This window comes from Streptomyces sp. NPDC101152, assembly GCF_044768275.1.
In the GTDB taxonomy this organism is placed as follows: domain Bacteria; phylum Actinomycetota; class Actinomycetes; order Streptomycetales; family Streptomycetaceae; genus Streptomyces.
Window position 1 is genome coordinate 17100 of the sequence record NZ_JBIWPO010000009.1, and the last position, 15383, is coordinate 32482.

General features: G+C 72.4%; 14 protein-coding genes. 9 read left to right on the forward strand and 5 right to left on the reverse strand.

The window, feature by feature from the left end; translation table 11 throughout:
* The first annotated feature begins 182 nt into the window (after window positions 1-182).
* Window positions 183-869 (forward strand): vancomycin high temperature exclusion protein, encoded by a 687-nt coding sequence (locus tag ACIRVK_RS14350; RefSeq protein ID WP_404246685.1) that lies wholly within the window; start codon window positions 183-185, stop codon window positions 867-869.
* 102 nt (window positions 870-971) lie between these two features.
* Window positions 972-3080, forward strand: a complete 2109-nt coding sequence (locus tag ACIRVK_RS14355) for a molybdopterin oxidoreductase family protein (RefSeq protein WP_404246687.1) — start codon at window positions 972-974, stop codon at window positions 3078-3080.
* On the opposite strand, the gene ACIRVK_RS14360 is transcribed toward ACIRVK_RS14355, so the two are convergent.
* Complete coding sequence (locus ACIRVK_RS14360) at window positions 3070-3489, reverse strand: gamma-glutamylcyclotransferase family protein (RefSeq protein WP_404246689.1); 420 nt, start codon at window positions 3487-3489, stop codon at window positions 3070-3072. The genes ACIRVK_RS14355 and ACIRVK_RS14360 overlap by 11 nt on opposite strands.
* 128 nt (window positions 3490-3617) lie before the next feature.
* Here ACIRVK_RS14360 and ACIRVK_RS14365 point away from each other — a divergent pair, with 128 nt between their 5' ends.
* Complete coding sequence (locus tag ACIRVK_RS14365) at window positions 3618-5270, forward strand: M4 family metallopeptidase (protein WP_404246691.1); 1653 nt, start codon at window positions 3618-3620, stop codon at window positions 5268-5270.
* Here the strand turns inward: ACIRVK_RS14365 and ACIRVK_RS14370 are convergent.
* Window positions 5257-5844: a YrhB domain-containing protein gene (locus ACIRVK_RS14370; protein WP_404246693.1), complete on the reverse strand. Its 588-nt coding sequence runs from the start codon at window positions 5842-5844 to the stop codon at window positions 5257-5259. The two genes, ACIRVK_RS14365 and ACIRVK_RS14370, sit on opposite strands and share 14 nt — an antisense overlap.
* A gap of 272 nt (window positions 5845-6116) precedes the next feature.
* Here ACIRVK_RS14370 and ACIRVK_RS14375 point away from each other — a divergent pair, with 272 nt between their 5' ends.
* Window positions 6117-6641: a hypothetical protein gene (locus ACIRVK_RS14375; RefSeq protein ID WP_404246695.1), complete on the forward strand. Its 525-nt coding sequence runs from the start codon at window positions 6117-6119 to the stop codon at window positions 6639-6641.
* A gap of 104 nt (window positions 6642-6745) precedes the next feature.
* The gene (locus ACIRVK_RS14380; protein ID WP_404246697.1) at window positions 6746-7369 is read left to right on the forward strand and encodes a class F sortase; all 624 of its coding nucleotides are present in this window, start codon (window positions 6746-6748) and stop codon (window positions 7367-7369) included.
* Here the strand turns inward: ACIRVK_RS14380 and cpt are convergent.
* The gene (gene cpt, locus ACIRVK_RS14385) at window positions 7347-7898 is read right to left on the reverse strand and encodes a chloramphenicol phosphotransferase CPT (RefSeq protein WP_404246699.1); all 552 of its coding nucleotides are present in this window, start codon (window positions 7896-7898) and stop codon (window positions 7347-7349) included. The genes ACIRVK_RS14380 and cpt overlap by 23 nt on opposite strands.
* A 443-nt stretch (window positions 7899-8341) precedes the next feature.
* On the opposite strand from cpt, the gene ACIRVK_RS14390 reads away from it, so the two are divergent.
* Genes ACIRVK_RS14390 through nirD form a run of 3 tightly spaced genes read left to right on the forward strand, consistent with a single transcriptional unit; the run spans window position 8342 to window position 12488 of the window.
* On the forward strand, window positions 8342-9553 hold the full coding sequence (locus ACIRVK_RS14390; RefSeq protein ID WP_404246701.1) for an NAD(P)/FAD-dependent oxidoreductase: 1212 nt from the start codon (window positions 8342-8344) through the stop codon (window positions 9551-9553).
* Window positions 9553-12141: a nitrite reductase large subunit NirB gene (gene nirB, locus ACIRVK_RS14395; protein WP_404246703.1), complete on the forward strand. Its 2589-nt coding sequence runs from the start codon at window positions 9553-9555 to the stop codon at window positions 12139-12141. Before ACIRVK_RS14390 ends, nirB begins: the two co-directional genes overlap by 1 nt.
* Complete coding sequence (gene nirD / locus ACIRVK_RS14400; protein ID WP_404246705.1) at window positions 12138-12488, forward strand: nitrite reductase small subunit NirD; 351 nt, start codon at window positions 12138-12140, stop codon at window positions 12486-12488. Before nirB ends, nirD begins: the two co-directional genes overlap by 4 nt.
* 29 nt (window positions 12489-12517) lie before the next feature.
* Here the strand turns inward: nirD and ACIRVK_RS14405 are convergent, their stop codons facing one another.
* Entirely contained in the window at window positions 12518-13105 is a 588-nt protein-coding gene (locus ACIRVK_RS14405; RefSeq protein WP_404246707.1) for a CGNR zinc finger domain-containing protein, read from the reverse strand.
* Between the two features lie 39 nt (window positions 13106-13144).
* Between ACIRVK_RS14405 and ACIRVK_RS14410 the strand changes: the two genes are divergently transcribed.
* Window positions 13145-14314 (forward strand): MFS transporter, encoded by a 1170-nt coding sequence (locus ACIRVK_RS14410; RefSeq protein WP_404246709.1) that lies wholly within the window; start codon window positions 13145-13147, stop codon window positions 14312-14314.
* Window positions 14315-14321: 7 nt separating this feature from the next.
* Here ACIRVK_RS14410 and ACIRVK_RS14415 read toward each other — a convergent pair whose 3' ends face one another.
* The gene (locus ACIRVK_RS14415) at window positions 14322-15248 is read right to left on the reverse strand and encodes an oxidoreductase (protein WP_404246711.1); all 927 of its coding nucleotides are present in this window, start codon (window positions 15246-15248) and stop codon (window positions 14322-14324) included.
* Window positions 15249-15383: the final 135 nt, after the last annotated feature.

The window sequence follows — 15383 nt, forward strand, 5'->3', positions numbered from 1 at the left end:
CGTTGCATGGGAATGACGGGCGTTTTCCGGCGCTTCACGGTGCGGGGTGTGCGCCGTGTGAGGCGCTGTGAGCTGCGGCTTCACTGGATGTAGTGAATCTGGTCACGCAGCAGACGCCGAACCGGGCGTCCTGACAGGACGTCTCTGGCTGTCGAAAGCACGACCGACGAGGGGATCGCCCGATGCACCGACCCGAGCTGCGCAGACCGCGCCTGCCGCGTACCCGTGCGGGACAGCGGCGGCTCGTGCAGGCCGTCGTGGCCGTGTGCGTGCTCGCGCTGCTGCCGTCGACCTGGTTGTACGTCACGACGGGCGATGGGCTGCGGACGACCGCGGACGTGCCCCGTACCGAGGTCGCCGTCGTCTTCGGCGCGGGCCTGTGGAACGGCGAGCCGTCCCCCTACCTCGCCCACCGGCTCGACGCGGCGGCCACGCTGTACCGGAACAAGCGCGTCGAGGTCGTTCTCGTCACCGGTGACAACAGCCGCAAGGACTACGACGAGCCCGACGCCATGCGGGCCTATCTGACGAAGCACGGCGTGCCGGGATCCCGGATCGTCAGCGACTACGCGGGGTTCGACACCTGGGACTCCTGCGTGCGCGCGAGGAAGATCTTCGGCGTGGACCGGGCGGTGCTGATCAGCCAGGGCTTCCACATCCGCCGGGCCCTCGCGCTGTGCCGGGCGGCGGGCGTGTCGTCGTACGGCATCGGTGTCCAGGACAAGCACGACGTCACCTGGTACTACGGCGGCACCCGGGAGCTGTTCGCGGCGGGCAAGGCGGCGCTGGACGTCGTGTTCCACCCGGGCCCCCGTTTCCTCGGGCCGAAGGAGAAGGGGGTCGCCGAGGCGCTGGCCGGGGCGCGGTGACGGGCGGCTCACGGTGGCCGGCGCGGCGCGGGGAGGTCGCCGTCCCGCCCGTGTAACAAGGGGCCGCCCCGGACGTAACACGGCCGAAGCACGCTGGCCGGTATGGAGAACGCCGTGACGCCCACCCACTGCCCGTACTGCGCCCTGCAGTGCGGGATGAACCTGACGCCCACGCCGGACGGCACGGTCGAGGTGGGCGAGCGCGCGGACTTCCCGGTGAACCGGGGCGCGCTGTGCGGCAAGGGCCGTACGGCCCCGGCCGTGCTCTCGTCCCGGGTGCGCCTGACCTCCCCGTTGGTGCGCTCCGAGGGCACTCTGGTGCCCGCCACCTGGGACGAGGCACTGGACCGTGTCGCAGGGAACCTCCGTCGCATCAGGGCCGAGCACGGTCCGGACGCGGTCGGGGTCTTCGGCGGGGGCGGGCTGACGAACGAGAAGGCGTACACGCTCGGCAAGTTCGCGCGAGTCGTGCTCGGCACCTCGCAGATCGACTACAACGGGCGTTTCTGCATGTCCTCGGCCGCGGCGGCCGGCACCAAGGCGTTCGGGCTCGACCGGGGGCTGCCCTTCCCGCTGGAGGACATCCCGAAGACCGGCTGCGTCATTCTCGTCGGCTCGAACCTCGCGGAGACCATGCCGCCTTCGCTGCGCTTCTTCACCGAACTGCGGGAGAACGGCGGCACGTTGATCGTCGTCGACCCGCGGCGGACCAGGACCGCCGAGCAGGCCGACCTGCACCTCGCGCCGCGGCCCGGCACCGATCTCGCCCTCGCGCTGGGGCTGTTGCACCTCGTTGTCGCCGAGGGCCGGGTCGACGAGGAGTACGTGGCGGAGCGCACCGTCGGCTGGGAGGAGGCGCGGGCGGCGGCGATGGCGCACTGGCCGGAGTACGTGGAGCGGATCACCGGCGTACCGGTGCCCCAACTCCGGGAAGCCGTGCGGATGTTCTGCGAGCCGGAGGCCGCGATGGTGCTCACCGCGCGCGGACCCGAGCAGCAGTCCAAGGGGACGGACACGGTCGGCGCGTGGATCAACCTGTGCCTGGCGACCGGGCGGGCGGGTCGCCCGCTGAGCGGGTACGGGTGTCTGACCGGGCAGGGCAACGGCCAGGGCGGGCGCGAACACGGGCAGAAGGCCGACCAGTTGCCGGGCTACCGGAAGCTCGACGACCCGGCGGCGCGTCGGCACGTGGCCGAGGTGTGGGGAGTGGACCCGGACTCGCTTCCCGGGCCGGGGCGCAGTGCCTACGAGTTGCTGGACGCGCTGGGCGACGATGTCCGGGCGTTGCTGTTGATGGGGTCCAACCCGGTGGTGTCGGCGCCGCGGGCGGGGCATGTGGAGGAGCGGCTCAAGTCGCTGGACCTCCTGGTGGTATGTGACATGGTGCTGTCCGAAACCGCAGCTCACGCCGACGTCGTCCTCCCCGTGACGCAGTGGGCCGAGGAGACCGGCACCACCACCAACCTCGAGGGCCGGGTGCTGTTGCGCCGGCGGGCGATCAGCCCTCCCGAGGGCGTCCGCAGCGACCTGGAGGTCCTGCACGAGCTGGCCGACCGGCTCGGCGTGGAGAAGGGGTTCCCGACGGATCCCGAGGAGGTCTTCGAGGAACTGCGCCGGGCCAGCGCGGGCGGACTCGCGGACTACTCCGGCATCACCTACCGCCGACTCGCCGAGGAGAACGGTGTGTTCTGGCCGTGCCCGGCGGACGGGCAGCCGCAGGACACCCGAGTGACGGACGGCGACGTCCATCCCGGCACGCCCCGCCTCTTCCTCGACCGTTTCGCCACGCCGGACGGGCGGGCGCGGTTCGTGTCGGTCTCGCACCGGCCGATCGCGGAGGAGCCGGACGCCGAGTACCCGGTCCTGCTGACGACGGGGCGGGTCGTCGCGCAGTACCAGTCCGGCGCCCAGACCCGCCGCGTCGACGAACTGAACGCCGCCGCTCCGGGCCCGTTCGTGGAGCTGCACCCGCGGCTGGCGGCGCGGCTCGGAGCGGCGGAGGGCGATCCGGTGGCCGTGGTCTCGCGGCGCGGGCGTGCCGTGGCGCCGGCCCGCATCACCACCGCCATTCGCCCGGACACGGTGTTCATGCCGTTCCACTGGCCGGGCGAGGGCCGCGCCAACTCCCTCACCAACCCGGCGCTGGACCCGACGTCGCGGATGCCGGAGTTCAAGGCGTGCGCGGTGCGGCTGGAGACCGTCAACTCCTGATCCGCCAGTCCCCGCTCTGGATGAGCCTGCCGCGGGCACGCAGCCGGGCGGCGACGGAGGGGGCGGCGAGGTACACCCATGCCCGTACGACGGTCCCGTCGGCCTCGCGGCGCACCTCGCGCGGGACCCGTTCGTAGAGGCTGCGCGGATTGTCGGGCGCGTACTCCTCCAACCGGTCGAGGGCGACGAGCAGTTCCTCGTACCGCTCGGGAAGGGCGCTCACCAGGTCCCCTTGCACCGTGCCGCCGGGCTCGTCCACGGCGTAGGGGTAGCCGGGGCCGTCGTACAGCACCGAGCCGTTCAGCCGGGCCGGTTCCTCGCTGTGGGTGCGGCCCCGCAGGAAGAGGTCGTGGTTGGTCTCGCCGGGGCGGAGGGTGCCGTAGACGAAGAAGGGGAGGTGGAAACTCACAAAAACGATTCTCTCTCCACACACACCTCCTCGTCCTCGCCCTTTACCCGCGGCTGTCATGGCCCCTTAAATCATGGTCAACGCCCTCCCGTCCCCACGCGCTCGCCCGCGCCTTCCCGAGGAGATCGATGAGCCGGATACGGCCGCACGTCCGAGGTTCCCGTCGTCTCGCCACCGCCGGCGTGGCCGCCACCGCCGCCACCCTGCTGGCCTCCGCCCTCTCCCCCGCCGCCGTCGCCGCCGACAGACCGACCAGGTCCGGTGTGATCGCGAACGCGGCGTCGGCGCTCCTGGCGCATGCCGCGAGTCTCGGGCTCACCTCCGCCGAGGGGACCTCGGTGCGGGACGTGATCGTCGACAAGGACGGTACGCAGCACGTTCGTTACGACCGGACGTACCGTCAGCTCCCGGTGCTGGGCGGGGACTTCGTGGTCCACCTGGCCCGGGACGGCGCGTACCGCGGCGCGAACCGGGCGACGAGGGGCGAGATATCCCTCGCCTCCATCGTCCCCTCGGTGTCCGCCCCGAAGGCAGCCGACATCGCGGCGAACGCGCTGCGCGCGGTGAACCTGGGCGAGACGCTGAGGCGGCTGACCGCCCGGCCGCAACTGGTGGTCGACGCCCTGCACGGGAAGCCCAAGCTCGCCTGGCGGACGAACGTCACGGCGCAGGACACCCTCGGCAACCCCGTGGCCCGCACGGTGATCACGGACGCCGCCACCGGGCGGCAGATCGACGCCTGGGACGACATCGAGACGGCGACGGGGGACGGCAAGTCGCTGTACAGCGGCACGGTTCCGCTGCAGACCACGCTGTCGGGATCGACCTACCAGCTCAAGGACCCGACGCGCGGGAACACGTACACCGGTGACGCGGCGAACAAGACCGACCTGTGCTTCCTGACCAGCATCTGCGTCAGCCGGGCTCCGTCGACGGTGTTCACGGACACCGACAACCACTGGGGCACGGGGACGACGGCCGACCGCTCCTCGGCGGCGGTGGACGCGCAGTACGGGACGGACGTCACCTGGGACTTCTACAAGAGCGAGTTCGGGCGCCTCGGCATCGCCGGCGACGGCAAGGGCTCGTACAATCGGGTCCACTACGGCACCGCGTACAACAACGCGTTCTGGGACGACAGTTGCTTCTGCATGACGTACGGCGACGGTGACGGTACGACGTTCGGGCCGCTGGTGTCGCTGGACGTGGCCGGTCACGAGATGACGCACGGCGTCACGTCGAAGACGGCGGCCCTGACGTACTCCGGCGAGTCCGGCGGCCTGAACGAGGCCACCTCCGACATCCTCGGCACGCTGGTCGAGTGGTACGCCAACAGCCCCTCCGATCCCGGGGACTACCTCATCGGCGAGAAGGTCGTGCGGTCCGGCTTCGGCCGGGAGGCCCTGCGCTACATGGACAAGCCGTCGCGGGACGGCGCTTCCGCGGACTACTGGAGTTCGTCCGTCGGGAACCTCGACGTCCACTACTCCTCGGGCGTCGCGAACCACTTCGCCTACCTCCTGGCAGAGGGCAGCGGCCCGAAGACGATCAACGGGGTGAGCTACAACTCGCCCACGTACAACGGCTCCACGGTCACCGGGATCGGCCGGGAGAAGCTGGGGCAGATCTGGTACCGGGCCCTGACGGTCTACATGACGTCGTCGACGAACTACGCGGGCGCGCGAACGGCGACGCTGAACGCAGCGAAGGATCTGTACGGCGCCGGGAGCACGGAGTACAACGCGGTGGCGGCGGCCTGGAGCGCGGTCAATGTGAACTGACGCCGTCACCAGCAACGGGACGCCGGCCCGGACGGATGGTCTCCACGGTGAGCACCGGATCGACAGGCCGCGCCAGCGCCTGGGGCGCCACGGCCACCAGGCGGGCCGGAACGTCCCCTTGCCGCAACCCGCTCACGTACGCGAGGGCATCCGCGGGCGTGAGCGTCGGCGGCCTTTCGCGCAGGACGCGCATGGCGTGGTTCCGTCCGCGTGCGGTCGCCATCGCCCGGACCTCGTCGTGGAGGTCGTCCACGGCCGTGCGCCGCACGAGCCCCCGGATGCGGGACCTGTAGTCGGCTTCCCACGCCCCGGTGGCGGAGGAGACCGAACCGATCCGGTGCAGCCCTCCGTCGACCCGGTCGACCAGGTACGGGCCGCCGCCCACGAGCATGTGCCGCCAGTCCGACGTGCGCAGATACTCCTCGGACTGCACCGAGACGAGCCACACCAGTTCGTGCTCCCTGACGCCGGCCACCGCCCCGGGCACCGGGTCCACCCCGCGCTCCGCCCACACCCGACGCTCCCGCTCCAGTCCGTCCTCGACGATTCTGACCGCGGTCTCCCGATCGATCACGGTGGCGGCATGCCCCAGGGGCGGTGGGGGCGGCGAGGGGGTTTCGTGAGCGGGTCACCCGTTCACACGCTCCGTCTGCGCCCTTCGGGTTCTCTTCTCTGCCGACCCGCCCCAAGCCGGTGACCTGCCGATACGTCGGCTGATCGGGTTCGGTGGGGAGGTGGCCGACACCCGTTCGCCCCACTTCTGACACTCCCTCAGGAAGCGCGCTCGGCTCGCTGGGACTTTGCTCGGTAGGGCAGAGGACACCGAAGACGCTCGAGGGAGCATTGATGCGCCGTACCGCCCGTCTGCTGACCGCTGCCGCGCTCGCCGTCGTCGCCGCGGGAGGCGTCGCGGCGCCCGCGTACGGCGATGACGGCGGCGGCAGTCTGGAGGTGTACCCGTCCTCCGTCGTGCCCGGCGGCGAGGTCAGCGTGAACACCGCGGCGTGCGGCGACGCGGGGACGGCCGCGGGAGACGCCAGCGCGGTGGGTGCCGGCGCCTTCACGCTCGCGCCGAGCGCGCACGAGGGCGAGGCGATCGGGCAGTTCCGGGTGCCGGAGAGCGCGCAGCAGGGGACGTACGAGATCGTCGCGGAGTGCGCCGAGGGCCGACGGCAGGTCTCGGGCGACCTGGTGGTGACGCTGAGCGCGCCCCGTGGGCAGGTGCAGCCCCGGGGAAGTGTGAAGACGGGGGTCGGGGGCGTGATGGGCCCCGACCCCGTGCAGACCGCGGCCGGGGTGGCGGCCCTCGCCGTCGCCGCCGCGGGCGGTACCTGGCTCCTGCATCGCCGAGCGAGAGGCGACGGGATCTGACGGACACCCTCCGCTGTCCGTCCGCGGTACCGCATGTCCCTCCCCCTCCGGGTCCGACGCCCCTCGCGGCCCGGAGGGGGACCGGGTCCCTCCGGGAGGATCGAATGCGCAGGTTGGTGAACACCGCGATAGCGGCCGTGACGGTGGCCGCGCTCTGCTCCGGCGCGTGGCTGCTGAGCGGCGGCGCCGGCACGCACGCCCCGCCGCAGCCCGCGGCGGCCGAGGCGCACGAGGGCCACGGTGCGACGCGGTCGGCGCCCGCGCTGCCGCCCTCCCCACCCGACCGCATCCGCATCCCCTCCATCCGCGTCGACGCCCCGCTGACCGGCCTCGGTCTCACCCCGTCCGGCAGCCTCGCCGTCCCGCCAGCCACGAAGAAGAACCTGGCCGGCTGGTACGAGGCCGGTACCACTCCCGGCGAGACCGGTACGGCGATCGTCGCCGGGCACGTCGACAACGCCGACGGGCCCGCCGTCTTCTACTCCCTCGGGGCCCTGAAGAAGGGCGCGTCGGTGGAGGTCGACCGGCGTGACGGCAGCGTCGCCGTGTTCACCGTCGACGCGATCGCCGTCTACAAGGCGACCGACTTCCCCGACGAGAAGGTCTACGGCGCCGCCGACCGGCCCGAGCTGCGGGTGATCACCTGCGGCGGGGGGTATTCGCGGGCGACCGGCTACCAGGGGAACGTGGTCGTGTTCGCGCACCTCACCGGGAGCCGGAGCCGGTGACCAGAGCGTCCGCGATGGTGCGGGCACACACCAGGGACTCGGTGTGGGTGGTGTCCACCTCCATGTCGTAGACCACGCCCCGGTGGACCAGTTCCGCCTGCCGCTCCGCCATCCCGGGGGGCCGGTCACCGCGGGCGAGCTCGCGGCCGGCGGCGACGGCGGGGGCGCAGCGGACGCCGACCCAGAGCGCGTCCAGGCCGGTCAGGGCCTTGCGCCAGCGGCTCTGGGAGTCCGCGCCGCCGAGGAAGACGTCGTCGACGATGACGGGGGCGTCCGCGCGTGCCGTGGCCGCGACGCCCTCCATCCAGGCCTGTTCGAGTCTCGAGAACTCCGGTCCGACGGTCACCGTGCCGTCCGGGGCGAACTCGATCCCGGCGAGCGAGGCGCGCAGGGACGCCGGCAGGGAGTCCACGAACGTGTCGATCGCGAAGGCCAGCCACGGCTCGGGCAACACCGCCTGAAGACACCGCACGAGGCCCGACTTGCCGCTGCTGGAGCCGCCGTTGAGCACGATCACCTGAGTGGTCACGGGGTCACCGTAGCCTCGCACCCGCGCCGGCTCCGACTGCTTTTCCGGCAGAATGAGCGACGGTGGGACGCACGCCACACCAGCCGGCAGGGTCGGCGAGACGGCGCCAGGTGCCGGCGATGACGGCTCGCCCACCACCCGCCTCACCCGTGCGGCGACGGTGGCGTGAACCGGGACGTTCCGGACTGCGTCCCTGCCGCTTCCCCCCGGGCGTGAGCTGGTGAAACCGATGGATCCGGGCTCGCCGCGCGTCCGGTCGTAGACGATGGTGCCCGCACGGAAACCGGTGGTGCGGCCGGTCCCGCCCCGGCCGATCTCACACCACACACCCGGCGCGTACGCCGAACCCTCACACCCCGGCCGCGCTCCTGAAGAGGGCAGCGTTCCTCACGGGAAACAGATGTGATGCGGTCGGGTAACACCGGCATCGCACGCTCCTGGACATGACCTCGAATACGCGTGTGGTGGTGATCGGCGCCGGCCTCGCGGGCGTCCGGCTCGCCCGGCGGCTCGGTGAGCTCGGCACGCCCGTGACGCTCGTCGGCGAGGAGGAGCACCGCCCGTACAACCGGGTGCTCCTCGCCGAGGTGCTGGCCGGGCGGTACAGCCCCGACGTCATCGCGCTGCCCGCGCCCGCGGAGCTGATCCGCGGGCGGGTCACGGGCATCGACCGCGAGGTGAGAGCCGTACACCTCGCGGACGGCTCGAAGATCGCATACGACACGCTGGTCCTGGCCACCGGCTCCAACCCGGTGCTCCCGCCCCTGCGCGGCCTGTTCACTGCGGACCACGAACTGCCCGTAGGTGTGCACGCGTTCCGCACCATGGACGACTGCCTGAGCCTGTCCAAGGCGGTACGGCCGGGGGTGCGCGCCGTCGTCATCGGCGGCGGGCTCCTCGGGGTGTCCGCGGCCCGGGCGCTGGCCCAGCGCGGCGCGCAGGTCGTGCTCGCCCAGCAGGCCGAGCGCCTGATGGAGCATCAGCTCGACCCGACCGCATCGAAGCTCGTCCGGCGGCATCTGAAGGACCTCGGCGTGGAGATCCACACCGAGTGCCGGGTGCGGGACGTGCGCTGTGTCGGCGGGGTGGTCCGCTCGGTCGAGATGGCCGACGGGTACGCCCTCGACGCCGACCTGGTGGTCCTCGCCTGCGGGGTGCACCCCCGCGTCGGCCTGGCGCAGGCCGCGGGTCTCGCCGTCCACAAGGGCATCCTCGTCGACGACGAACTGCGCACCTCCGACCCGCACATCCGGGCGATCGGCGACTGCGTCCAGCACGACGGCACGGTGTACGGGCTCGCCACCCCGGCGCTCGAACAGGCCGAGGTACTGGCCGAGTCGCTGGCGGGCGACGCGAACGCCCGTTACGCCGGCACCCGTTCGCTCACCCGGCTCACCCTCGCCGGTGAGGGTTTCTTCGACCTCGCCGCGTTCGGCGAGACGGAGCCGCGTCCCGGGGACGACGTCGTCCAGCTCGCGGACGCCACCCGTGGCACCTACCGCAAGGTCGTCGTCCGCGACGACCGCCTGGTCGGCGGGGTCCTCGTCGGCGAACTCGGCACCGTCGGCGCGCTCGCCCGCGCCTGGGAGGGAGCAGAGCCGCTCCCCGACGACGGCCCCCTGCTCCACCTGCTCACCAACGATGGAGGCTCCTGATGACCACCGGCACCCCCACGATCGTGCTCGTCGGCCACGGCATGGTCGGCCAGCGCTTCCTCGAAGCGCTCGCCGGGCGCGGCCTGACCGCCACGCACCGGGTGGTCGTGCTGTGCGAGGAGCCGCGTCCCGCGTACGACCGCGTCGCCCTCACCTCGTACTTCTCGGGCAGGACGCCCGAAGAACTGTCCATGACGGACCTTCAGTTCATCGACGACCACGGCATCGAGCTGTACGTCGGCGACCCTGCCGAGACCGTCGACCGCGAGGCGCGGACGGTCACGGCACGCTCCGGCCAGGTCTTCGAGTACGACATCCTCGTCCTCGCCACCGGCTCCTACCCCTTCGTCCCCCCGGTCCCGAACAAGGACGCCGAGGGCTGCTTCGTCTACCGCACGATCGAGGACCTGCTGGCGATCGAGGAGTACGCGAAGACGAAGGCCACCACCGGCGCGGTGGTCGGCGGCGGTCTGCTCGGGCTCGAGGCGGCCGGTGCACTGAAGGGCCTCGGACTCACCTCCCACATCGTGGAGTTCGCGCCCCGGCTGATGCCCGTCCAGGTGGACGAGGGCGGCGGGGCCGCGCTGCTGCGCACCATCGAGGAGATGGGCCTGACGGTCCACACGGGCGTGGGCACGCAGGAGATCGTCGTCGACGAGTCGGGTGCCGTGACCGGCATGAAGCTGTCCGACGGTTCCGAACTCGCCACCGACCTGGTGGTGTTCAGCGCCGGTGTCCGCCCCCGCGACCAGCTCGCCCGGGACTGCGGGCTCACCGTCGGCGAGCGCGGCGGCATCACCGTCGACGAGCAGTGCCGTACGGTCTCCGACCCGCACGTCTTCGCGATCGGCGAGTGCGCGCTGGCCTCGGACGGCCGGGTGTACGGCCTGGTCGCCCCCGGGTACGAGCAGGCGGAGACGGCGGCGGCGACGATCGCCGAGGACGAGGCGGAGTTCACCGGCGCCGACCTGTCGACCAAGCTGAAGCTGCTCGGCGTCGACGTCGCCTCCTTCGGTGACGCGCACGGCACCACCGAGGACTGCCTGGACGTCGTCTACTCCGACTCCCGCTCGGGCCTGTACAAGAAGCTGGTCATCGGCCGCGACGGCACGCTGCTCGGCGGCATCCTGGTCGGCGACGCGGAGGCGTACGGCACGCTGAAGGCGTTCACCGGCTCCGTCCCGCCGGTCAAGCCGGAGTCGCTGGTGCTGCCCGCCGGGGCCGGCGAGTCGGTCCAGCTCGGCCCGACGGCCCTGCCGGACGACGCGATCATCTGCTCCTGCAACAACGTCACCAAGGGCACGATCCGCGGCGCGGTCACCGACCACCGGTGCACGACCGTGCCCGAGGTGAAGAAGTGCACCAAGGCCGGTACCACGTGCGGCAGTTGCGTCAAGGTGCTCGGCCAGTTGGTCGACGCCGAGCTGGAGGCGTCCGGCGTCGAGGTCGACAAGGGCCTGTGCGGCTGCTTCTCCCAGACCCGCGAGGAGCTGTACGAGATCGTCCTCGCCCTGCGCATCAACACCTACCAGGACCTGCTCGACCGGTACGGCCGCGAGGGCGCCCGGGGCGGCGACGGCTGCGAGATCTGCAAGCCGGCGGTCGGCTCGATCATCGCCTCCCTCGCCCCGGCGATCGGCGCGAGCGGCTACGTCCTGGACGGCGAGCAGGCGGCGCTGCAGGACAGCAACGACCACTTCCTGGCCAACCTGCAGAAGAACGGCTCCTACTCGGTCGTCCCGCGCATCCCCGGCGGGGAGATCACCCCCGAGGGCCTCATCGTGATCGGTGAGATCGCCCGCGACTTCGGCCTCTACACGAAGATCACCGGCGGTCAGCGGATCGACATGTTCGGCGCCCGCGTCGAACAACTCCCGCTGATCTGGGCCCGGTTGGTGGACGCCGGCTTCGAGTCCGGGCACGCCTACGGCAAGGCGCTGCGGACGGTGAAGTCCTGTGTGGGCCAGACCTGGTGCCGTTACGGCGTGCAGGACTCGGTGCGCATGGCCATCGACCTGGAGCTGCGCTACCGGGGCCTGCGCTCCCCGCACAAGCTGAAGTCGGCGGTCTCCGGGTGTGCCCGCGAGTGCGCCGAGGCCCAGTCGAAGGACTTCGGCGTGATCGCCACCGCCAACGGCTGGAACCTGTACGTGGCCGGCAACGGCGGTGCCACCCCGCGCCACGCGGACCTGCTCGCGCAGGACCTGTCGGACGCGGAACTGGTGCGCCTGATCGACCGGTTCCTGATGTTCTACATCCGCACCGCCGACCGCCTGGAGCGCACCTCGACCTGGCTGGAGCGGATCCCCGGCGGCCTGGACCACGTGCGCGAGGTCGTCGTGGAGGACTCCCTCGGCATCTGCGAGGAGCTGGAGTCCCTGATGGCGGCCCATGTCGCCCACTACCGCGACGAGTGGGCCGAGACCATCAACGACCCGGAGAAGCTCGCCCGGTTCGTGTCCTTCGTCAACGCCCCCGACACCCCCGACCCGGTCGTCGGCTTCGTCCCGGAGCGCGACCAGATCAAGCCCGACCTGCCGCTGCTCACCATCGGCCACCGTCCCCTGGAAGGAAGCGCCCAGCGATGACCCTGGCACCCGAGACGACCGACCTCAAGGTCCAACTCCGGCTCGCGGACGACTGGTTCACGGTCTGCGACCTCACCCAACTGGTTCCCGGGCGGGGCGTGGCCGCGCTCCTGCCGGACGGCCGTCAGGCCGCCCTCTTCCGGGACCGCAACGGCAATCTGTACGCCATCGACAACCGCGACCCCTTCGGCGGCGCGGCGGTCCTCTCCCGCGGCCTGACCGGCACCCACCAGGGCCGCCCGTTCGTCGCCTCACCGTTGCTCAAGCAGCGCTTCGACCTGCTGTCGGGGCAGTGCCTGGACGACGAGACGGTACGGGTCGCGACGTACCCGGTCCGCGCCGACTGACCAGGGCGCCTTCTGACCTCCCCGGCTCCTCAGGAGGGACCCTGGCTGCGCTTCGCCCGCCGGTGGGCCGCGACCCGTTCGCGGGTCGCGCAACGGCGGGAGCAGTAGCGGCGTTCGGGGCCGGCGCCCTGGGTGACGAAGACCTGCCGGCAGTCGGACGAGGCGCACAGCCGGCCGGGAGGACGCTGGTGGTCCCAGACGAGGACCGTCAGCGCCAGGCAGGAGGACGCCAGCAGCCAGGCGCCCCAAGGGCCGTCGTCGGCGCGGTCCAGGTGGGGGTGCCATGGGGTGCCGCCGTCGTGGGAGGTCAGCCGGAGCGGGCCGGTGTTCTCGCTCAGCAATCGGTTGAGGGTCGCGGCGGCGATGTCGACGTCGGCGGCGAGGAAGACCTCCCGCAGCAGGACCGCGGCCGCACGCAGGTCGGCGATGTCGTCGCCGGCCAGGTCGAGAGGTTCCCGCTCGCCGTACGCGCGCAGGACCTCGGCGACCTCGTCCGGGTCCGGACGGTCGGCGGTGAGGACGTTGACGAGGGCCGCGGCACGTCGGGCCATGGTCAGGACGGAGTGGCGGGTGGTCCAGTCGCCGGAGGGAGGTGACACCGACCGAAGGTAACGCATGTTGACCCACTTTGGGGTTACCCACGTAACGTGTTGACGATGACAAGGCGTTACGCGGCAGCCTCCTATTTCGCTGGAGCGGTGTCCGCCCGTACCGGCGACGAGATGTCCGGACCGGCCATGATGCTGGCTGGTTTCGCCATGACCGGCTCCGCGTCGGCCGCCGCGTCGCTGCTTGCCGGGCTCAACGCCGCCGCGGCAGTCGGCGGACCGCTGCTCGGCGCGTTCCTGGACCGATCGTCACGCCCGGGCCGCCTGCTGGCCTGCGCACTGGCCGCATACGGCGCCGGAGTGGCGGCGATCCTGCTCGGGCTCGGGCGCCTGCCCCTCCCCCTCACCGTCCTGATCGCGGTGTGCACGGGGCTGCTCGGACCGGCACTCTCCGGTGGCTGGACGGCCCAGCTCCCCCGCGTGGTGGCGGGCGACGCGCTGCCCCGCGCCAACGCCCTGGACGCGATGACCTTCACCACCGCGAGCCTCGCCGGACCGGCCCTCGCGGGCGCGGCGGCCGAGACGCTGGGCGCACCGACGGCGGTGGTCCTCGCGGTGACCCTCGTCGCCCTGGCGGCCCCCGTCGCCTGGCGCTTACCGACGTCCCACGACCGAAGCACCACCCACGCCCCACCGCGCGTGCCCCTCGCCGCCGGTCTCCGCTTCATCGTGCGGTGCCCCCCGCTCGCCCGGGCGACGCTCGCCTCGGTGCTGTGCTGCACGGCCGAGGGGATGTTCACCGCCTGTGTTCCGCTGCTCGGGGCCCGGGCGCTCGGCGGGTCCGGGCGCGGGGCGTTGCTGCTGTCCTGTGCGGCCGTGTCGTCCCTCGTGGCCAACGCCCTGCTGGCGAAACGTCCGCGTACGCTCGCCCCGGACACGGCGATCTGGGCCGGCGCCGTCGTCCAGGCCGCGGCACTGGCCCTGGCGGCGACCGCCCACCCGGCCCTGCTCGTCGCCGCCGCCCTGCTCACCGGCGTGGGCGCAGGCCCCCAGCTCACCGCGCTGTTCGCGATACGGCACCGGGAGGCCCCGGACCGGCTGCGCGGCCAGATCTTCACCACCGGCGCCAGCCTGAAGATCACCGGGTTCGCCGTGGGCGCGGCGGTCGCAGGCGCGATCGCCGGCCACTGCCTCCCCGCCGCCCTGGCGGTGGCATCCGGCACGGCGGCGCTGGCGGTGCCGGCCTTCTTCACGGTCCGGCGGGACCGGGGTCACTGACCCCCCGTCACGCCTTCAGCACCTCGTACGCGACGCCCGTCAGTCGTTCCGAGGCCACCCAAAGGCGTTCCCCCGCCGCGTCGTCGAGCGTCCATGGTGCCCGCCACGAGGGCGCCGGAGCGCCGCGCCACATCATGAGCGCCGGTCCGGTGAAGGAGTCGGGCTTCACGTCGGGGGCGGTCGCCGCGTACAGCAGCGGCAGCGCACCGGACTCCGCGGACTGTGCGACGATCCGGTTGCCGAACTCCACCAGCCGTTCCGTCAGCCTGCGCCCCTCCATCCGGGGCCCGGCGGTCTGCAGGTTGGTGGCCGCGTACCCGGGGTGCGCGGCGGCCGCGACGACGTCCGCGCCGTGCGCCGCCAGCCTGCGTGCCAGCTCGTGGGTGAAGAGCAGGTTGGCGCTCTTGGACCGGGCGTAGGCGATCCAACGCCGGTAGCGGCGCGCGCCGTTGACGTCGTCCAGGTCGACGTTGGCCAGTGCGTGCATCCCGCTGGAGACGTTGACGACCCTGGCGCCCGGCGTCGCGAGCAGCACCGGTGCGAGCAGCCCGGTCAGCGCGAAGTGCCCGAGGTGGTTGACGCCGAACTGCGTCTCGAACCCGTCCGCCGTCGTCCCGTACGGCAGCGCCATCACCCCGGCGTTGTTGACGAGCAGATCGAGCCGCTCGTGCGGGAAGCGCTCCGCGAACTCCCGCACGGACGTGAGGTCCCCGAGGTCGAGCCGCGCGAAGTCGGCCACCGCGCCCGGCACTTCGGCCACCACCCGGTCGACGGCGGCGCTCCCCCGTGCCCCGCTCCGGCAGGCGAGCACCACCCGCGCGCCCTTGCGCGCCAACTCCCGCGCGACGACGTACCCGAGGCCGCTGTTGGCCCCGGTGACGACGGCGACGCGGCCGTGCTGGTCGGGGATGTCGTGCGTGTTCCAGCCGGACATGAACCGCCACTCCTCGCCGAGGTACGTACCTTGGCCTCCAACGTACGAGAGGGGCGTCACCCCCGCACAGGGTGACGCCCCTCCTTCGTGATCCGCGACCGCCGTCCATCGGTGTCGAGGGTCGGGGACGGGCGG